The 20,188-nt window shown below is 52.2% G+C and carries 19 protein-coding genes; 3 read left to right on the forward strand and 16 right to left on the reverse strand.

Annotation, left to right across the window (positions count from 1 at the left end; genetic code table 11):
- Window positions 1-4 precede the first annotated feature (4 nt).
- Window positions 5-1,030 (reverse strand): malate dehydrogenase, encoded by a 1,026-nt coding sequence (locus EUZ85_RS23520; RefSeq protein ID WP_127972520.1) that lies wholly within the window; start codon window positions 1,028-1,030, stop codon window positions 5-7.
- Window positions 1,031-1,273: 243 nt separating this feature from the next.
- On the opposite strand from EUZ85_RS23520, the gene EUZ85_RS23525 reads away from it, so the two are divergent.
- Window positions 1,274-2,059, forward strand: a complete 786-nt coding sequence (locus EUZ85_RS23525) for an SDR family NAD(P)-dependent oxidoreductase (protein ID WP_127972522.1) — start codon at window positions 1,274-1,276, stop codon at window positions 2,057-2,059.
- A 42-nt stretch (window positions 2,060-2,101) separates the two neighbouring features.
- Here the strand turns inward: EUZ85_RS23525 and EUZ85_RS23530 are convergent, their stop codons facing one another.
- The 13 genes from EUZ85_RS23530 to EUZ85_RS23590 form a co-directional block, all read right to left on the reverse strand.
- The gene (locus tag EUZ85_RS23530) at window positions 2,102-2,854 is read right to left on the reverse strand and encodes an alpha/beta fold hydrolase (protein WP_127972524.1); all 753 of its coding nucleotides are present in this window, start codon (window positions 2,852-2,854) and stop codon (window positions 2,102-2,104) included.
- A 4-nt stretch (window positions 2,855-2,858) separates the two neighbouring features.
- On the reverse strand, window positions 2,859-3,485 hold the full coding sequence (locus EUZ85_RS23535) for a hypothetical protein (protein WP_127972526.1): 627 nt from the start codon (window positions 3,483-3,485) through the stop codon (window positions 2,859-2,861).
- Window positions 3,482-3,814, reverse strand: a complete 333-nt coding sequence (locus EUZ85_RS23540; RefSeq protein WP_127972527.1) for a GRAM domain-containing protein — start codon at window positions 3,812-3,814, stop codon at window positions 3,482-3,484. Before EUZ85_RS23540 ends, EUZ85_RS23535 begins: the two co-directional genes overlap by 4 nt.
- A 137-nt stretch (window positions 3,815-3,951) precedes the next feature.
- The gene (locus tag EUZ85_RS23545; RefSeq protein WP_127972529.1) at window positions 3,952-4,542 is read right to left on the reverse strand and encodes a hypothetical protein; all 591 of its coding nucleotides are present in this window, start codon (window positions 4,540-4,542) and stop codon (window positions 3,952-3,954) included.
- A gap of 114 nt (window positions 4,543-4,656) precedes the next feature.
- On the reverse strand, window positions 4,657-5,103 hold the full coding sequence (locus tag EUZ85_RS23550; RefSeq protein ID WP_127972531.1) for a hypothetical protein: 447 nt from the start codon (window positions 5,101-5,103) through the stop codon (window positions 4,657-4,659).
- Window positions 5,104-5,201: 98 nt separating this feature from the next.
- Window positions 5,202-5,633: a hypothetical protein gene (locus tag EUZ85_RS23555; RefSeq protein ID WP_127972533.1), complete on the reverse strand. Its 432-nt coding sequence runs from the start codon at window positions 5,631-5,633 to the stop codon at window positions 5,202-5,204.
- A 20-nt stretch (window positions 5,634-5,653) separates the two neighbouring features.
- A complete protein-coding gene (locus tag EUZ85_RS23560) occupies window positions 5,654-9,649 on the reverse strand; it encodes an RHS repeat-associated core domain-containing protein (protein ID WP_370454852.1) in 3,996 nt (1,331 codons plus the stop codon).
- A gap of 1,230 nt (window positions 9,650-10,879) precedes the next feature.
- On the reverse strand, window positions 10,880-11,254 hold the full coding sequence (locus EUZ85_RS31475; protein WP_206617940.1) for a hypothetical protein: 375 nt from the start codon (window positions 11,252-11,254) through the stop codon (window positions 10,880-10,882).
- A gap of 63 nt (window positions 11,255-11,317) precedes the next feature.
- Complete coding sequence (locus EUZ85_RS23570; protein WP_127972537.1) at window positions 11,318-11,692, reverse strand: hypothetical protein; 375 nt, start codon at window positions 11,690-11,692, stop codon at window positions 11,318-11,320.
- A gap of 23 nt (window positions 11,693-11,715) precedes the next feature.
- The gene (gene ybaK / locus EUZ85_RS23575; protein WP_127972539.1) at window positions 11,716-12,195 is read right to left on the reverse strand and encodes a Cys-tRNA(Pro) deacylase; all 480 of its coding nucleotides are present in this window, start codon (window positions 12,193-12,195) and stop codon (window positions 11,716-11,718) included.
- 30 nt (window positions 12,196-12,225) lie between these two features.
- On the reverse strand, window positions 12,226-13,356 hold the full coding sequence (locus tag EUZ85_RS23580; RefSeq protein ID WP_127972540.1) for an ABC transporter permease: 1,131 nt from the start codon (window positions 13,354-13,356) through the stop codon (window positions 12,226-12,228).
- A 1-nt stretch (window position 13,357) separates the two neighbouring features.
- Window positions 13,358-16,108: a ribosome-associated ATPase/putative transporter RbbA gene (gene rbbA, locus EUZ85_RS23585; RefSeq protein WP_127972542.1), complete on the reverse strand. Its 2,751-nt coding sequence runs from the start codon at window positions 16,106-16,108 to the stop codon at window positions 13,358-13,360.
- A complete protein-coding gene (locus tag EUZ85_RS23590; RefSeq protein ID WP_127972544.1) occupies window positions 16,105-17,103 on the reverse strand; it encodes an HlyD family secretion protein in 999 nt (332 codons plus the stop codon). The genes rbbA and EUZ85_RS23590 overlap by 4 nt, the downstream gene beginning before the upstream one ends.
- Before the next feature lie 157 nt (window positions 17,104-17,260).
- Here EUZ85_RS23590 and EUZ85_RS23595 point away from each other — a divergent pair, with 157 nt between their 5' ends.
- Window positions 17,261-17,563 carry a Dabb family protein gene (locus EUZ85_RS23595; RefSeq protein ID WP_127972546.1) on the forward strand — a complete coding sequence of 101 codons (303 nt, stop codon included), beginning with the start codon at window positions 17,261-17,263 and terminating at the stop codon, window positions 17,561-17,563.
- A gap of 68 nt (window positions 17,564-17,631) precedes the next feature.
- Here the strand turns inward: EUZ85_RS23595 and EUZ85_RS23600 are convergent, their stop codons facing one another.
- The gene (locus EUZ85_RS23600; RefSeq protein ID WP_127972548.1) at window positions 17,632-18,219 is read right to left on the reverse strand and encodes an HD domain-containing protein; all 588 of its coding nucleotides are present in this window, start codon (window positions 18,217-18,219) and stop codon (window positions 17,632-17,634) included.
- A gap of 95 nt (window positions 18,220-18,314) precedes the next feature.
- Window positions 18,315-18,998, reverse strand: a complete 684-nt coding sequence (locus EUZ85_RS23605; RefSeq protein WP_127972550.1) for a hypothetical protein — start codon at window positions 18,996-18,998, stop codon at window positions 18,315-18,317.
- 352 nt (window positions 18,999-19,350) lie between these two features.
- Between EUZ85_RS23605 and EUZ85_RS23610 the strand changes: the two genes are divergently transcribed.
- Window positions 19,351-20,160: a hypothetical protein gene (locus tag EUZ85_RS23610; protein WP_127972552.1), complete on the forward strand. Its 810-nt coding sequence runs from the start codon at window positions 19,351-19,353 to the stop codon at window positions 20,158-20,160.
- The last annotated feature ends 28 nt before the right edge of the window (window positions 20,161-20,188 follow it).

The raw sequence follows: 20,188 nt of genomic DNA on the forward strand, positions 1-20,188 counted from the left end.
CGTCTCAAGCCACTTCCGAATGGGCGCGAGCCAGCAATAGCTCTGGCGACAAGGGCAGCAGGCTTTCAATCGCTTTACGCTCTCTCACCAGTTCCTCTTCCGTCACCCGCACCATACGGCGGCAGAAGTCATCCAGATCCAGCCCCTCCACCACTTCCGCGCGACCTTTGCGACAAGTGACCGGGTAGGAAAAGAACAGACCCGGCGTCACGCCATACTCTCCCTGACTTAATACGCCCATGCTGACGAAGTCCCCTTCTTCCGTGCCAAAACGCCAGTCTCTCAGGTGATCGATGATCGCCTGCGCGGCGGAGCTGGAGCTGGTTTTTCCTTTGCAGGAAATAACCGCCGCCCCTCGCTGCTGCACTTGATCGATCATAATGTCCCGATACCAGTTCATATCCAGCGCCATGCGGATAGGCTGACCATCTATGCGCAAATGAGAGGCGTCCGGAAACAGGGTGCTGGCGTGGTTGCCCCAGATCGTCAGACGCTTGATGCGGCGCGGATTGATGCCGATTTTACGGGCGAGAAAGCCCAGCGCCCGGTTGTGGTCCAGCCGCATCAGCGCGGAGAATTGATGGGGAGGCAGGTAGCGCGCATTCGCCCAGGCGATCAAGGCATTGGTATTGGCGGGATTGCCCACGACCAGGGTTTTCACCGTCTCTTTGGCGACCTTACCCAAGGCTCTCCCCTGCTCGACAAAAATCGATGGGTTTTCCTGCAATTGCTGCATGCGATCCATACTGGGCGTGCGAGGTTTGGCGCCGGTCAGGATGGCGAAGTCTACATCCTTGAAACCGCTGACGGGATCATCATGCAGGCTCACGCTCTCCAGCAAAGGCAGCGCGCAATCCTCCAACTCCATCGCCAGGCCTTCCAGGGCTTTCATGGACTCACTCTTTTCTATCAGTTGCAAACGGATACTGGCGTCAGGTCCGAACGGCTCACCCGCCGCCAGGCGGAACAGCAATGACTGACACACGTTGCCGGCGGCTCCGGTGACAGCGACAGTGACGGTTTGACTCATAGCGCGCCCTCCTTGAGGTGAATAAAAGATACGGCGACACTTTTATTCTAATCAGGGCTATTCTGGCGCGACCTCAGCAATAGGTCGTAAATTGAACAACCGAGCCTTAGACTTCCGGCTAATTTATAACGAAGAGATGATCTGGGGTTTCATCGCATGGGTAAAATCTGAATACTTAATCCCCTTATCGCCAAGTACTTAGGGCGCATTTGTATATAACCACGACTGAGTGAGGAGAATGCTATGAGTAAGCCGGAAAATCACAACGGGAAAGTTGCGCTGGTCACAGGCGCATCCGTCGGCTTGGGCGAAGCGATTGCAGAACGACTGGCGCATGAGGGCTATGACCTGATCCTGTTGGCGCGCCGTCAGGATAAACTGGAAGCGCTGGCGGCCCGCCTGCCGACCAACTGCCATATCATCGCCTGCGACATCTGCGATCAACCAGCGTTAACCGCGGCGATTGAAAATCTGCCGCCTGCGTTCGCCGCCATAGATCTGCTTATCAACAACGCCGGGCTGGCTTTGGGGTTAGGTCCGGCGCAAAGCGCCTCCTGGGAAGACTGGAGCCGTATGATTGAAGTGAACTGCACCGGACTGGCGTTCATGACTCATTTGCTGTTGCCGGGCATGGTGGAGCGCAATGCCGGCCATATCATTAATATCGGTTCCATCGCTGGTTCATACGCTTACTTTGGCGGTAATGTCTACGGCGCCACCAAAGCCTTTGTCGAGCAGTTCTCGCGAAACCTAAAAGCCGACCTGTTGGGCACGGCGCTGAGAGTCACCAACATTGAACCCGGCATGGTAGGCGGCAGCGAATTTTCGCTGGTTCGCTTCAAAGGCGATGAAGATAAAGCGAAGGCGACATATGAGAACGCCGATGCGTTGACGCCGGAGCATATCGCGGATTGCGTGGCCTGGGCGGCGACCCGTCCCGCCAATGTAAACATCAACCGCATCGAAGTGATGCCGGTGTGCCAGGCTCCCGAGCGTCTGGCGATTCACCGGGATAAATCCGAAGGCTAGCCTAACGTTCACATAGAGAAACTACTACGCCAACACGAGGCGCTAATTGGACCGGATGAAGTTGGCGACAATGTCGCAGAACTCATCCGGCGCTTCCAGCATCATCATATGCCCGGTATTTTTCTGTCGAACGCTTTGCCGCGCAGCGGCGCGCGCATAAGCAGGCGTATCCCACCCGGCGTCGGAACGCTCGCCTGAGAGCAGGTATAACGGCAGGCCGCTGTCCACGACGCGGCGAACAGTTTCCTGATATTCCTCTCCAGCCGTTTCCTTCACGACGGCAGTAGCCACCGCATGGACTGTTTCCGCCGATTGGTTAAGCAATACTTCGCGCGCCCATTCGAGCCGCTCAGGGGTTGCATCAATCTCCGCGCGAGCTAGCCAGCTCTCTGGATCGCGCTGCATTTCCGCATAATTTTCTCGCCACTCCGACATGGACATCGCGGCGACTTTCCTGCACCAGAACGCATCATTAAGAGTGAAGTTGCCTTCCACGCTAATAAGGCCGCGCACCAGCTGCGGATACGCCGCAGCCAACAACATCGCAATGGCGCCGCCCACACTGTGCCCCACTACCCAACAGGGGCCCTCATCCAGCTCCAGTATCAGATCGCGGACATATTCGGCCTGACCGCGTAAAGAAAAACCTTCCTCTCCATGCTGCATGGGAGTCGCGGCGTATCCTGGCAAATCCGGCGTTAACCAGCGAAAGTCAGGCACACGTTTTTGCGGCTCAAAGTAGCTCAGGGAACCCATTAATCCGTGGATCATCATCACATTCGTGGTATGCGCCATAGCCTTATGCCTGCTCTGAGTGGGAAACATTTAAATTCGACGCGAAGCGGGTAAAGCTATCATCCCAAGGCAGAGTCAACCGCTGCTCAGGCATAGTGGAAAGCGTAACATTCGCGAAACGACCAGAGGGGCTGATGGCGCGTAAAAACTGAGGCGCGCCGGCAGGCAACAGACTTGTAGTGGATTTGATTGCGCTGATATCGCTCCAGGGAATCGCCAGCGTTGGGTTACCCAGACGAAATACAAACAACGTTTTTAAATATAAGTACTGCTCATCAGCCCCTACAAACAAGATATTCTTGTACGACATCTTCCCTATCATGCCGCTATTGGGACCAATAAAACGAGTCGCGACGTTATTAGCGGAATATTGATAACGCTCGGCCAAAGCCTTCCAACCGCTCCTCGCTCCCATAGATAAAAGCATCAGCGGCCACGCAAGAATAAAAAAAATAAATACAGGCAGTGCAAAATATACCGGGGAGCTCACTGCACTCGACAATGTGCTTTTGATAAAAGCCAGAGGTAACGGCAGCTCTTGAGGAAACATGGATGGGGACACGACAGCGAGAATCACTAACAGGACAAACAAAGCCCATACTGCACTCAATATCCTAAACATCCACTTCATGCTGGCGCTCCAACTTGCTCCGCGATGGCCGCACGCCAGCTATCCCGCCCAAACAACACAAAGCGAAAGACCGTATTGTCATGGGTGCTGATAGCCAGAGAATTAGGATAAAGGGGAACCACGCCAAACAACTTGGTCCAACACTTGGTTAACTTACAAACCTGCGCCAAAGGAATCTCCGTCACACCGCCCTGCACATTCAGAGCATGCGCCCGAAAAACCAGACGCTGATTAGTCAAGTAAAGCTTACCGCCCACCGTCTCAACGTTTTTCTGCAAATTGGCGGCGCCTTCCTTCAGGATATCTTCACCGGGCGCGAGATGTATCATGGAGAAACTTCCAAGTAGATGGCTTTAAAAAATCGCCCGAATCATAGCGTCACCGCGCAAGTCTGAGCAATGGCTTTGCTTTGGCCAGATACGTTAGAGACTGTACGAGATGGAAAACCTCCGCAACAACTCAAACTTCACAAGGGAAATCTTTCATAAGCCTTTATTGTATCAAACTCAAAAATGTCTACATATTCTTCAATTCCCTTTATAGCATCATCTTCACATAAAAATCTCTTTTGCAAAAATTCCACTGCATCTGAATAAATAAGATCCAAGCAGTTTTCAACATCGGACTTTCTAATTCCTATTAAACAAACAATATACTCATCACACTTTTTTTGAGCTGTAACCCAGTAATAACAATATTCAGATAATCCATACACCTCCCCCACCAACAAGTCACCATTTTTCAGCCGAGATGAAATCGATCTTCTTTTAGTTTCAATCGTGACTGGCAAAGACTTTTTTCTCTCTTCATCAATACACCTTTCTAGAGAGTAGCCATAGTATTCATAGGCATAAACCGCTTCAGCTTCAGTTATACAAAGGCTTTTCTTAATTATATCTAAATTTTTATTAATTTCGTTTTCCAAAATAAGTTTAGCCTCTTCGTAGCCATCACTCATATCAACAGCTTTCTTTATTAGAGAGAGTGGATATTCTGCCTCATTTCTTAGCTTGTTAATTAAACCTATTTTTTTCATTTTATTGGTATCCGGTATCATCGGGCCTGAGCTCCTATTAGCTCCATACAGAACCATCATGCCGGTCAAACCCAAGAACGACTATAAAACATAAAAATAAAGCTATCCGACACTCTCTCGCATGAAAAAAATCATTCATGGATTATCCTGCATATATTCTTTTATGCAGACCAAGTTGTCTATATACCTATCAATATGAGAAATCGAATCGTCTTTCGCAAACTTGTAATATGAACGCTTCATCTGCAAGTATAGCCTAGCATCTCTATCCACATCGCAACCACTATCCTCATATAGAGAAAATTCATCATCGCAAAAAGGAAAGGTAGATATAAATTTCTTCCTTAGGTCTAGAACAACATTCAAGTCGTCCTCAGAAAGAGTATCCTGAAACCTTTTAAGCGAGTCTCTATAAGCAATGGCATCACATATACAGCAATCTATATTATCCTTATAAAAAGCCACATACTCTTCTACTTCCTTCTCATCCTCATCCTCATCCTCATCCTCATCCCAATCATAGGCATACGGAGGAATAACCCAAAATCTTCTTTCTTTAATCCGCTTAATCGCATCAATCACAAGATTTAAAAAAGAGTTCCCAGAATAATATTATTTTCAAATCTTTTACCAACATTGACAGCGAAGATACCGTCTACTGCATAAAACAATATCAAGCCTCACTCATCTAGCTGTCTAAAACTATCATACCCTCCATACTCATCCGCCTTCCAGCCTATGAAGATCCACTCTCCAGAACTCTCATAATCATATTCAAAATGAGAAAAGTGCTTAAACCCATAAGTTTGATCAAGGCGCACTGATCCACTATAAACCATCACATCTGCGATGATTGATGGTCTATCTCCGCTGCAGTTCACAATTACATTCACCAACAGTGAAACATCAAGGCAACCAAAACTAGATTCGGCTGTATACCCAATGCAGCCAACGATATAATTGTTAGTTATAGGCTGAACATCAAAAAGAATTTTAACGCCTAATTTTTGCGCCAAAGACATAGTCAGCAGAGAAAACAATTGGTGGCATTCATCACCCTCACAAAAACCATTAATTTTAATTTTATTTAAAATAAAATCCATTTTTTTCATAATCAGCCCCAAAAATAAATTCATTCTAGCTCAAATAGCGGATAGTCCTTATTATTAATTCTAGCATTCCTATCATTAGGATCTATCTCCGCATACCGTTCGTTAATGTCGCTACCGTCATCCCCTTTATGCTTCCAGCCAACGACTGACTCTTGGCCGTCAACGGTCCTTTTATACTCAGGGTCAACCCATTGATCAATTTTGACATCTTGAGCATCCCGCCAGCGACCTCTTGTTTTCTTCTTCCCTTCTATACGTCCATATACAGAAATAATACTTCTTTTATTTCCTGCATCAGTGAAAACGGCACTACCTTCTTTATAATATATATCAACGTGATTACCCCACTTATTCCTTCCTGTAAAAATTCGATCTGGGCTATTCAATATTTCCAACACCTTAGGATCTTTTATGTTTATTTTATGTTTATCTCCAGAGTGACCTGGCGTCCTGCCCGGCATATCAAAATCATAAACATCATTTTTATCAATTATTTCAAATACATGATCATTCGAAAATGGTATTACACCTCTGTATACTCCATTTTTATCAAACCCAATTCCATTTTCAATACGATAATTATCAAGCTCTTTACCTTCTTTACAAGTCAACCCAAACGGGTCCACCCACCCCGTAGGATTCGGCGCATATTGATAATTGTTGTCTCCCCCCAACAGTCCAACAGGGTCCTGATTGATAAATCGTGCGGCGCTGGGGTCGTAATAACGGTGCCGGTTGTAATGCAGGCCGGTTTCTTCGTCGTAGTATTGGCCTTGGAAGCGCAGAGGGTTTTGTACTTCTTCGACGTCTTGCAGCGCCAGGTTGCCGTAGGCTTTGTAGCGGGCGGACCAGACGACTTCGCCTTCCGCATTGGTCATTTCCTGCGGCGTGCCCAGGTGGTCCAGGTGGTAGTGGTAGACCTGTTTGTCCTGGATGAACGCCAGCGGACGGAAGCTGTTGGGTTCGTAGACGTAGACTTTGTTGAGGTGGTTGCGCTGTTCCGAGAGCAGCACGTCGCCGTTCCAGAGGAACTCGGTCTTGCCGAAGGCGTCCTGTTTGGCGATGCGACGTCCCAGGGCGTCGTATTGGTACTCCGTCTTTTGCCCGTCTTTTTCAATAGCGACCAGTTGGTTCTGTTTGTTGTACTGGTAACGGGTTTCCAGCTTGCCGCCTTTGCCGCGTTTTTCGAGTATCAGGTTGCCGGCGGCGTCATATTCGAAGTGGCGGTCGCCGTGGAAGTTCAGGCGGTTGCCCTTGGCCTGATTCTGGCCGTCGAGAATATTGCCCGCCGGGTCGAAGGCGAATTCTTCGTTGCAATAGCCTTCGACTGTTTTCAAACGATCGAGAGCGTCGTAACGGTAATGGGTGGTTCCTTTTTTCAGGTCGTCGATGAGCGCCAGATTACCGCTGGCGTCATAACCGTAGCTGCGCTCAATGATGCGCGCTTTGCTCTGACGATGGCTGACCCGATGACGGATCAGGCGTCCCATGACGTCGTAGTCGTAGCGGGATTCCGCCGCGCCCTGGCGGCGACGCAATTCGCGCCCGTCCTGGTCCCGTTCGATACTGGCCAATACGTCGCCGTTGTGGCTGACCTGGGTGAACAGACCGTGACGGTCATAGCCAAAGCCAAGGACGCCGCCGTCCGGCAACAGGGACTTGATGCGGGCGCCCAGCGGGTTGTATTCGTGACGCAATCGCTGCCCGTCCTGAACTTCCTCCGCCAGACGTCCCGTGGGCGTATAGGAGAATTCCAAGGTGCGGTAAGGGTTGCTGGCCTGCGTTAATTGTCCGTTGGCGTTGTAGGCGAAGCGGCTGATGTCGCCATCCGGACTGTGCTTTTCACGCAGGCGTCCCATGGGGTCGCGTTTGAACAATGTGGTGTGTTGCGCGCGAATGCGTTCGTCTTCGTGTACGCCTTCGATATGCGCCTTCAGATGGCCCGCCGGGTCATACTGATATTGCTGCACCCGACCGTCGAAGCCGATTTCCTGAATCAAGCGCTCGTTGCGGTCATAGGCCAGTTCATAGCGCTCGCCCTTTTCGTTGATCAGGCCAATCAGGTTGCGTTCTTTATCGTACAGATACTCAAAGGTTTGACCAGCCGGGTCGATGCGTTTGCGCACCTGGGTCAGACCGTCATAAACGTATTCAGTGCAACGGCCGGCGGCGTCGATAAAGTGCGTCAGCTGGTCATTGGCGTTGTAACGCATTTTCAGGACGGAGCCGTCCGGGCGTTTGACTTCGGTGACGTTGCCGTTGCGATCGTACTGATAGGCCGTGGTCTGTCCCTGATGATCGGTGGCGGCGCGGACCTGTCCCTGCGCGTTGTAGGCGTAACGGGTGGTGTGCTGGTTGTCCGTTTCGCTGACCAGTTGGCCTTCCCGGTTCCACTGCAGTTCCCGGGCCTGTCCCAGGGCGTCGATGATCTTTTGCGGCAGGCCCTGGGCGTTGTATTCGTACTGGGTCTGCGCGCCTTCCGGATCAGTGATGCGGGCCAGCAGGCCCTGTTCGTTGTACTCGCGGCGCCAGACATGGCCCAGTGCATTGGTGATCGCCACCGGCATGCCGTCGTCGTTGTAGTCGATCTTGTAATGGCCGCCGTTGGCGTCGATCAGAGCGGTTAACTGGCCGTTGTCATTGTAGGCGTAGTGGGTGCTGTGGCCGTTGGGATCGGTCTGCTCCACCAGATTGCCGGCGTTGTCGTACAGGCGTCGGGTGATGCCGCCCTCTGGATCGATTTCTTTAACGATCTGGCCGCGATCATCATAGTGGAAAGTGGTTCTGCCGCCGTTGCTGTCAATAGCGTGGGATGTCTTGTTGGCCGGGTCCCATTCGAAGCGGTAGTCATAAACGCCCTGGTCGCCCCACTGACGCACACAGCGCGCGGCTTTGTCGTAGCGGCTCCATTCGAAATAGAAACTAAAACCGGTCTTCAGGGTGCGGCGGGTGATAACGTGATTGCGATAGGCGTAGGATTCGCCCGCGCCGGCGGGGTCCCGCACCTGCACCAGATCCTGGGCGTCGTCGTATTCGTACTTGGCCAGGGTGTCCACATCGCCGTCCGCGCGCAGCGACTGGATCTCGCAGATCAGTCCCTGGGCGTTATGCAACACGTACAGGCGTTTACCCCAGCTGGTCTGAATAAGGGTGACCGGTCGCTCGTAGCCGTCCAGGTTCTGCCAGTATTGAATACGCACGCCATTGCCGACGCCATCCAGCAATCCTTCCAGACGGTAAACGCCGCCAGCGCCCACAAACAAGCGGATGGGCTCGCCGCGTTGTTTCAGTACGTAGTGAGTGTCGTCAATCCGACGCAGCTCCAAATGCTCAGCCGAGTTGCGGACGGTCTGGCCGGGTTCCGCCAAAGGAAAATCAATGTAGCGGCCTTCGTTCGTGGTGAAGACCAGACGCCCTTCCTGCTCCTCCAGCTGCTGACACAGCATATGAGTCCAGCCCACGCCCAAACCGCGCTGATGGGGATTGGAGGATTTATAAGTGCGCTTCCAAATGATCGGCAGAGGGCCGGCGACGGTGAAATCGGTCAGATCCAGCAATTCCTCGCCGGTGACCATGCTGATGGGTTCGCCTCTTTTACAGACGTTCCTGATTCCAGGCGAGCAAATACTATTGTCATTGAAGCCACTTTTCTTGCTACTTACTTCCTTCAATTCAGGGAGCTTTCGGGAGATAGCTGTTGCGCTGACTAGCGCCCCCGCCTCAATCAACAGGGGGGTCCACTCACTGAGAGAGTATTCACTTACAACATCCCAAGCCTCCCCTAACTCCTCCTTGAATATTTCCCGGCTTCGCTCATCGCTAGCCAAGCGTCCCATGACAAAGCCCGCTTCCTGCTCTTGGGCATCCATTTCTCCCACCGATTGCTGATCAAATTGCGCTTGCCTTGGGCTCCAGTTTTCATCAAACTCGTTCGGCAGCCCAGCCTTGTTGAGCAAGAAATTAATGGTTTTTCTGGCTCCCTCAGCAACCGTACCCAGAGCGCCTCGCTCAGCCACTGTTGCCTTATGATCAAGAACTACTTGTTTGACTGCCGCCCCATAATCTCGAACCAACTGCTGAGCAGCTGCATCCGTCTTAGGTACAACAAAACCACCATTGGACACCGATGGTGGAGACATTTGCTCCCGACCAGCATCCTCTATTTCCTCCGAACTCTTCGGTAGTGGCCCTTTAAGATAGTTGCTCACTGCCTTGGGTTCACTAATCCATCCCGGGTTTCCTAATAAAGGAGACACCTCCATGACTTCACCTGTAAGCGCAGGAGATGGTGGGGGTGCGGGATTCGCTCTTGTGATTAGTCGCTCCGCCAGTAATGGCTCTGCATTAGTGGGGACGACCCCTTCATCATCTTTAATAGCAATCGGGCTGAAAGGCTCTTTACCATCCTTAAAAACCAGAAGTATCTCGCCATATTCCATTTGCCTAATGAATCTGTCTCTCCACCATTTAAAGTGCCGTGATCCCCTTCCAGGAAACCCGCCAAACGATGAGCGAAAGTGTGAGCCAGAGAGGTAGTTAACGACTTCCCCCACTTTAAAGTCATTTCTCAAACAACGGTCGGCATAGTTGGCGGCAAAGAAAGGTGATTCAACAAACGGCAGGTCAGCAATGGTAATGTCAGTCCAGTGCTTGAACTCATACGAGCGAGAGGAAAACATTTGAAAACATCCCTGGTATTACGCCATTCCCAGCCATGTAGAAAATATGGCGATGAATTTTGCGCGGACAATAACTAGCCACATTCTACGTTTCAAAGAAGCACGCATGAACCATCCACATCACCTAATACAGAGGGAGTAACGGACAACTATCATGAAGACTTATGCGACCCAGTCTCAATAAAATTCAAGAGCTATATAACGTGACATTTTCAATATCAATCGTCGCAGACTCGACTGCGTCCATGCCTCCCACGCCAGTGCAAAGGCTGGGTATGGCGATATGCCTGATTTTGTTATCCGACTTCGCATTGTATCGGGCAAGCGTCAGTATTAATCCGGCAGACAAATAGCTTCCTTCTATTTGTCTGCAACGACAGGGCCTGCACAGGTCAGGCCCTGTCTCCCGCGGCTTGTCGCCGCGCAGGCGCGTCCATGCGCCTGGTGATTAACATGCCAATATCATTGCCATGTTAATAACAAGCCGCGCATGGCCAGATAGGCGTTGAGTGTAGCGCTGACGTTACCGGGAATTCTCATAGTCGGGGCCAGGATCAGCACCGGAAATTACTGCGTGCGCATATCCAACGCCAACCCAGCGCCGACGGGCAGCTCACCGAGGTATTCCTGACGAATCGCCGCACAGGCTTTTGTTTGCGCCTGGCCGTCATAAAAGTCGTCTATCGCTTTATCTAGACCGCCGCTCATTTCACCAAAACTGTTGCTGGGACTGACCAGCGCGTCGCACTTCAAATGTAAGATGTCGCCCTGCGCCACCTCAACTTGATCAACCTCAGAAAACGCAGCAGCCAATGCCTTCGCCGTCATTTCATCGTATCCACACAGATGAAACGCCACCGCTTGCGGATCTTTATTCCGCCCAAAAGGTTTTACTACTCGAGGCGACTTGCCAGAAACAGAAGCGATGATCGACTTAAACATGTTTTGTTATTTGTTTTCCTTAGAAAAGTTTTTGGACGTTAGACATTAACTATCCTTCAAAACCTAGCACGGAGTCCGACGATGGAAAGCAACGTATAAACGCTGTAAGGAAGGCAGGGTCACCGCCCAATAAAGAGCGGCTTTTTCGGGGGCAACCTGCCAGAACAGGTTCTCGATAAACGATACATCAATACAACGTTTGACCTCGTCATCGCCAACCATCAATCCGTGTTTGATCAACTCAGCAACTGCAACGTAGTTATCCAAACCTGCGCCTTTGGCCATCTGTTGATTCAGCACGTTTGCGAAGCTTTCAAACCAAAGATAGAGCAGTTCAGCGCTATCAGAGCCCCATAATCGTTTCTGCTCCATATCAGTGAGCGCCGCCAAGTCTGGAAAACGGCGTTTAATTTCCCGCTGTAATTCATCAAGCTTCACGTAAGAGTTCACCTGCAATGCAATCAATCTGAAACGCCAATCGCCGCGGCGACGCCGCCAGTGAGCGATAGCAAGTCTTGAGGAGCAAGTTCTATTTCCAGGCCCCGTTTTCCTGCGCTGACGAAGATGGTGGCGTAATTGAGAGAGCTGTCGTCAAGGACGGTAGGAAGGCGCTTTTTCTGGCCCAGAGGGCTGATGCCGCCGACAATGTATCCGGTGGCGCGCTCCGCTTCTTTTGGGTCCGCCATCTCTGCTTTTTTGGCGCCGAGCGCCTTCGCAACGGCTTTCAGGTCCAGCTTTCCGGAGACCGGCACTATTCCCACGGCGAGTTTTTGCGCGCCGCCAGTTAATGACACCAGCAGCGTCTTGAATACACGCTCAGCAGGCGCACCCATCGCCTGTGCGGCTTCCTCTCCGTAGGATTCAGAACGCGGATCGTGCGCGTATTCATGAACTTGGTAGGTTACCTTGGCCTTCTTGGCCTGATTGATCGCCGGCGTCATCGGACTTCCTTTTACTGCATCGTAAGTGGTTTATGACTGGGTAGTTTCCACCATTTTCCGAAATCGTCCAAGCGCCGCCAGAAACAAGGCCAATCCAATCGCCGTGATGGCGAGAAATTGAGGCCATACCGCGGAGAACCCGGCACCGCGATAGATGATCGCCTGCGCAAAACTGACGAAGTGTGTGGTCGGCGCCGCCAACATAATGTACTGCACGATATCCGGCATGCTTTCCCTCGGCGTGATGCCCCCGGACAACAACTGCATAGGCAGTATCACCAGAATAATCAGCAGTCCCAGTTGCGGCATGGAACGTGCAACCGTGCCGAGGAAAATCCCCATGGATGTCGTGGAGAACAGATGCAGCGCCACGCCGATTAGAAATAAGGGTATCGACCCTGCAATCGGCACATCCAACACTCCCTGAATCACCACATATAGTGACATGGCAGCCCCCAGTAGAACGACCAGACCATTAGACCACACCTTCGCCGCCATGATTTCCAGTGGCGACAACGGCATCACCAGCAAATGCTCCAGAGTGCCGTGCTCTTTCTCTCGGATCAACGCAGCGCCGGTGAGAATAATCGACAGCAGTGTGATCTGAGAAATAATCTCCATCACGCCACCGAACCAGTATCCCGTCAGATTAGGGTTAAACATGACGCGCACATTCTGCTCTATCGGCAGCGCCGCATCATCACGGCGTCCGCTGACGAACTCGTTCACCTCCGCCGTCACGATACTGCGAATGTAGGTAGCGCCAATGAACGCCTGCGTCATGGCGGTGGCGTCGATATTCACCTGTACATCCGCACTGCCTCCCGCCATCACATCCTTCTGAAAACCGGACGGAATAACCACCACAAAGGTGTAGCGCCCTTCATCCATTCCCGCGTCCACCTCTGCATAAGAGATCAACTCCGGCTCTTTGAAGTGCGGAGGGTAAAACGCATTCGCAATGCGTAAAGACAGTTGGCTCTGATCCTCATCCACGATTGCAAGCGGCGCGTTGCGCAGTTCCCGCGAGGCCGCCGTCGCGGCGCTGTACACAATGATCGTGAAGGCCGCCAGAACAAAAATCAGCAACGCCCGATCATGCAGAAAGCTGCGAATCTCTTTCACTCCCAGGCGGCGAATATTGGCTAATCTGGTGCTCATATCAACGCCCCTGCTTTTTCAGAGTTAATACCGACAGCACAGTAACCACCGGAATGAAGGCGGCGAGAATCAGGAAATAGCGGTACAGATCCGCAAACTCCAGCGCCTTGGTGAAGGTTCCCCGACTGATAATCAGAAAGTAAGTAGTTGGATACAGACTGCCGATCCAGGCTCCAGCCCCTTCCAGGGAGGACACCGGGTCCGTCATACCGGAAAACTGCACCGCAGGAACCAGTGTGGCCAACGCCGTCCCCGCCAACGCGGCAATCTGGGTCCGGGTGAATGATGACACCAGCAATCCCAACCCTGTCGTCGCGGTGACATACAACAGCGCCGCAACGCTTAGCGCAGCGAAGCTACCTTTGATGGGCACATCGAAGAAAAAAACCGACTGCGCCACCAGTAACAAAAAGCTGATCATACTGACAAGAATGTATGGCGCCTGCTTGCCCAGCAGAAACTCCAACCGCGTCACCGGCGTGACATACAGATTGACGATGGAGCCCAGCTCCTTCTCCCGCACCACCGCCAGCGCCATCAAGATGGCGGGGATGAAAATCAGCAGCATGGGTATCACCGCGGGAACCATGGCGTAGATGCTGCGGAAATCCTGGTTGTATCGATAACGCATTTCCAAATTGACTGGAGACAACGCGGGCGCCGAACCCAATGATCGTATGGCGAGATCGCCAAGGTAAGCGTAGTGGGCGGCGGACAAATATCCTTTGATCGTCTCGCCCCGGAACGGCATGGCGCCATCCAGCCATACCGCCACGCCTGTCTGCCGTCCGCGGCGTATGTCGCGCCCGTACCCAGAAGGGATTTCCACCACGAAGCTGAGTTCGCCGCTGCGCATGCGACGATCCACATCCTCATAGGTAGACGCCTGCGGCTGCTGAATGAAATAGCGCGATCCCGCCAGATACTGAACGTAGTCACGGCTTTCCGGCGTTTGATCCTGATCGTAGACGGCGAACGCCAGATCCTCTACATCCAGACTGACGCCGTATCCCAGTACGAACATCAAGATCACCGAACCTAAGAGCGCGAACGTCAGGCGAATCGGATCTCGTAAAAACTCCAGCGATTCCCGGTGCGCATAGGCCAACATTCGGCGCATATTGAAGCCTCGCGCCATGGCCGGCTTGGAGCGCTCGGGGGACGGGCTCTCTATCGTAGAAGATTCATCGCCAGCGTTGTTTTCAGCGCCCTGCCCCTCGCTGGCGGCTTCAGTCAGGCAACTGACGAACGCTTCTTCAAAGCTCTCCGCTTGACGTTGCGCCACAATATTTTGAGGTGTGTCGCAGGCCAATACTTTACCGGCGTGCATCAACGAAACACGGTCACAGCGCTCGCCTTCATTCATGAAGTGAGTGGAAATAAATATGGTCACCCCATCCTGGCGGGAAAGCTGAATAAGATGCTCCCAGAACCGATCCCTCGCCACCGGGTCCACGCCGGAGGTGGGCTCATCCAGAATAAGAATTTTCGGCTTGTGGACGACCGCCACCGCCAGCGAAAGACGCTGCCGAATCCCCAGGGGCAGAGATTCCGCAAATTCATTTTCATATGCCTGCAGATCAAACCCGCTCAACAGTTCCTGGGTTCGCGTTTCCGACTGGCGGGCATCCAGCCCAAATATACGCGCGTGCAGCATAAGGTTTTGGCGCACGGTCAACTCAGCGTAGAGTGAAAACGACTGCGACATGTACCCCACGTTTCTCTTCGCTGACAGGTCGTTCGACGCCATTTCAGCGCCAAACAGTCGCACGACGCCAGTAGTGGGTGGAGACAACCCGGTGAGCATCTTCATCGTGGTGGTTTTACCGCAGCCGTTAGAGCCGATAAAACCGAAGATTTCTCCCTGACGAATACTGAAACTCACATGATCTACCGCCGTGAAATCGCCAAAGCGTTTAACCAGCCCTTCCGCTTCGATGGCGGGGGTCGACGAACGCTCCCGCCAGGGGGAGATCGTCAGCTCACGATGTCCCTTGCGGCTTTCTTCCGGCAGCAAGCGGATAAACGCCTCATCGAGATTTCCCGCCCCGGTTCGCGTCTTCAATTCCATTGGCGTTCCCGTCGCCAGAATGCGCCCCTTATCCATCGCCACCAGCCAGTCAAAACGCTCCGCTTCATCCATGTAGGCTGTGGATACCAGCACGCTCATGCGACCAGCGTCGCCCCGCAGCTCATCAATCAATCGCCAGAACTGGCGACGGGACAATGGGTCAACGCCGGTGGTCGGCTCATCCAGAATCAGCAAGTCCGGGTCATGAATCAGGGCGCAGCACAGACCCAGCTTTTGTTTCATGCCGCCGGAAAGCTTACCCGCCGGCCGCTCGCGAAATCGGCTAAGACCCGTGCTGCGCAACAAAGTATTGATACGATGATGACGCTCCCTTTTATCCAGACCAAACAGGCGACCAAAGAAGTCCACGTTCTCGAAAACAGAGAGAGAAAAGTACAGGTTTTTCCCAAGCCCTTGCGGCATATAAGCGATGCGGGGGGACAATTCATCGCGCACATTATCGTCGCTGATGTCGCCGCCCAATACGCTCACTGAGCCGCACTGAATGCGCGCGGCCCCGGAGATCAGATTCAACAGACTGGACTTGCCGACGCCATCGGGACCAATGATCCCGGCGATGACGCCGGCGGGAATATTCAGGCTCAGCGTTTGTAGCGCGATAAGGTCGCCGTATCTATGTTCGAGCCCATTGATTTCGACAACCGGCGCAGCTGAACTCACTGCAGCCTCACTTGCAGGTCATCCGGCCAGTCGGCGGCGTCTTCCAGTTTCACAAAAGCCACGCCGGTAACCCCGGTTTTGACTTTTTCCTGATGCGCTTTCAGCAAGTCAGGATCAATTTTCACTTTCACCCGGAACATCAGTTTCTCACGCTCCGTCTGCGTCTCCACCTGCTTGGGCGTGAATTGCGCTCGGGGCGCCACATAAGAAACCCTGGCGGGAATACGCAAGTCCGGCAAGGCGTCGACCACTACTCGCGCATCCGCGCCTACTGACAACACGCCAGCCTGATACGTAGGAAGAAAAATCGTCATGTAGACGTCGGTCAGGTCCAACAACGCCAGCACCTTGCCGCCAGAACCCAGCACCTCTCCCGGTTCCGCCAACCGATAGAGCACCCGGGCGTCGATAGGCGCTTTCAACTCGGATTCGGCGATATTAGCGTGCAGGCGCTCAATGGCCGCTTGCGCAGCTTCAATCGCCGCCTGTGCTTCCACCACCTTAATGCGGGCGGCCTTCAGTGCGGCTTCAGCCCGGAGCTTGGAGGTCTTGTCCAGGTCCAGTTTCTCTGCAGAGACGTGGCCTTTCTGACTCAACTGAGTAGAACGAGTCAGCTCCTTTTCCGCAAAGCTCAACTCACTTTCATATTGATCCACCACCGCTTCCGCGTACTTGGCGGATTCCTGCACCTGCCGCAGCGTAGCCTGGGCCTGACGCAACTCCGCCTGCAGATCGTCCACATTGATGCGCGCCAGCACTTGCCCGGCTTTCACCATTTCCCCCTCTTCCACCAGGACTTCCTCAACCCGTCCCGGCAGCTTTGTCGCGACATCAATCTCCTGCGCTTCCAGACGCCCATTTCCCCGGGCGATGGAGTCCGGTAGACTGTCCGGCTGGTAGGCCATGTAGGCGAATCCGGCCGCCGCCAGCAATAGCGCCGGAACCAGAAACCTGATCCATTTTTTCTGCGATTCGCGCTGCAATTCGCTGTTCATTTCTCCTCCTCCCTCGTACAAATTCGAAAACGAAAGGAACAATAAAGAAAAATGATCGCGACAACGCTGACGAGCGTCAAATCCGATTCGCAAAGGCGCTTAGTTATCAGAAACTTAACGAACGGCGGCGTCTATCCGCCATCCCGGAGACTTGGACATGATCAGACATTTTGTATTCGTGAAGTTTAAAGACAGCCTATCCGAGGCGGATGTGGCGGCAATGGTCGAGCGTTTCGCCAAGATGGCGGAAGAAATGGACGAAGTCGCCGCATTTGAATACGGCCCCAACAATAGTCCAGAGGGACTGACCAAAGGCCTGGAGCATTGCTTCAATCTGTCCTTCGCCACTATCGCGGACCGCGACGCCTATCTTCCTCACCCCAAGCATGAAGCGTTCAAAGAGGTTTTCGTTCCAACCATCGCTGATGTCATGGTGTTCGATTACGAAGTGGCGGAATAACGCACGAAAGCTCCCGAGACCAACCTGAAGATATCGCCAGGGTTTGTCTCGGGACTATGGTTACCCCTTTACTTAGCCAGCCCTTTCCCTGAGCCTTGCGCTTTCTCCAGCGTCTCCTGATCGACAATTTCCCGTAATTGCTGAATAAATGGGTCTATATTCGCGTACTTTTTGCCGTATTCCAGGTTGAACGCGTAATCGAAATCCTGAGGGTTTTTCCCCTGGTTGTGCTGCAGGATAGTTTCCATCTTATCCAGGGCTTTGGCGACTTTAGCCTCAATGGACTGCATCTGGTCATAATCATCCCACAGCGCCAGAATTTCCTGTTGCTGCGCCTTGGGCAGCGGCGTCAGTAACTGCTGTAGATCTTTGCGCTCCTCAATGGATTTATCGACATCCGGCGACTGTTCCGTCGCGGGAATATCGCCACTGATGGCCTCTCCCAGATCGTGAATAAGGCATATTTTCAACAGCCTGGCGAAGTCCAGCTCCGGCAGTGCCTTTTCAAACACCATCGCCATCAGACAAAGGCGCCAGGTATGTTCCGCGGTGCTTTCTTTACGGCCCGCAGAAGTCCAGGCGGAGCGGATGACGTTCTTAAGCTGCTCCGCCCCTCTTAAAAATTCCAATATTCCATGAATGTCGGATTGCAGCATTCGTCTTCTCCTTCTGCTGTTAATACTTCAAATATCGCGGCTACGCTGGTTCTGTCATTGCAGACATATCGTTGATTTGCCCGCCCTGCATTAGTTTAGTTGCCGCAATCAAGCTCAATGGGCTTCCAGGACGGCGGCGTCTGCATGGAGTCTGGATAGCCGCCGTTGGAATTACGAATCGCCGAGTAATATTGTCCCTTATAGCTCACCAAGTCGGATACGTAGTAGGACTGCGCAAAACTCCAGGGTTTGATATCCGCGCATTTCGGTCCATCGGATTCAGGCTCAGGGCTCAACAGGTTTTTAATTTGCGAGATCAGACTCTCTTTCTCACGCCAGTCATCTGAACCAACATCTTCCACTTGCGCTTCAACAGGCTGCTCAACCGACGAGGTTTCCGTCACTGTCGATGCGCCGCCTTCTATCCCGCCATCGGCCTCGTCACGCCCATCTACGTTCGCAGCAGCCGCTTGCGCGTCTATAGGACGTGTGTGTTCAGAAGGGGCCGACGGATGACTTGGAGCCTGCTTCTTGGCAGACTCATCATCGCTGGCTTTCAGGATCGCTTCACAAGGCGGCAGATCCAGTTTCTCCCAGGTAAACCCAATCCCTGGCTGCATGCCTGAATGGCGCATCCGTGATCGATACCAGACGCCCTCATAAAAAGTCAGGTCACCTGCTTCATAGTTCTTGCTGGAAAACCACTTAATGACGTTGCTATCGCAAGAGACCATGTTGTCTTCCGCCGCCGCCAGGGAGGAAATTAAGGCGAGCGCCATAGCGGCGCTCCGAATCGTTTTTGCAGTTTTCATAAACGCCTTAAAATCTGGAGCGTAGAACGAAATAGTACTCAAGCCCGTTCCACGCTGAGCTTTATTGATACTGAATGATTGGCCACATCATACAGAAAAAAGAACAGCAAAAGCCTCCTCCCGTGAAGCGCAGAATAAAAATATTTCCTGTTGATCAAAAACTAACTAGAATCCCACTCCCGGCTTAATTAACGCCGTTAATCTCAACTCTTACGCCCGCTCGGATACCAGGCGCCTTCTTTCGTGCATTCAACATTATTGCGCGTATTCAGAGGTTAGTTTCCTCGAGGGATAGTTTTACACAGGAGTAATACAGAACATGCGACGCAGTTTCTCACTACTTGACATCGGTTCAGCCACATTACTGGCCTCAAGCGTTTTACTTTTATCTGCATGTGGAGGCGGCGGAGGCGGTGAAAAGGGAAACGATCCTATTCGCTTTTCAAATCCCAATAGCGACAGTTCAACGACCAATTCATTAGCCATCACTGAAGACAATGCCGTTCAGTTAGCCAACCTCGTAGTGAAACTGGAGAATATTACCTTCTATTCCGGCGACGAAGAAGGTGATGGTGAGTCGGATACTGAGTCCTGCCCTCGTTCCGGCAGCGTTACCAGCAGCGTCAAATCGACTCCCAATAGCACTACGGGCAAAAATGATATAACAGCGAAGTTAACGCCAAAGAACTGTTCCATTGATGGCAAACTCGCCATCAATGGGGCAATCGAAATGAAAGGCGAGTACTACCAGAAACTGCTTGATATGCACCTGTCAGGCCAGTTAAGTCTTAACTTGATCGGAACCAGCCAGCAGTTGGCCGTAACAAGCATCAATATTCTGGCGACTGACAACAGCTTGAATACATCCGCCTCATTTAACATGACTTTAAGCGGCTCAATGTTGTCAAATACTTCTGTAAAAGTGCAGTCCACCACCAACGTCGAGACAATCGAGGACGCCAATCATCCTTATAAAGGCGTATTCCAAATCACCGGGGATAAAAATACTGTTTTGACGCTCAAATACGATAGCTCCGGAGCGGGCGTGTACTTAGGCGTTAACGGAAACCCAAGCTACTTTATGACCTGGAAACAGCTCGAAGACGCTAGCTTAGCTGACATCAAATAACCCTGCAGCCGCCCGTGCAACTTGTTTG

The sequence above is a fragment of the Hahella sp. KA22 genome (assembly GCF_004135205.1).
Lineage (GTDB): Bacteria > Pseudomonadota > Gammaproteobacteria > Pseudomonadales > Oleiphilaceae > Hahella.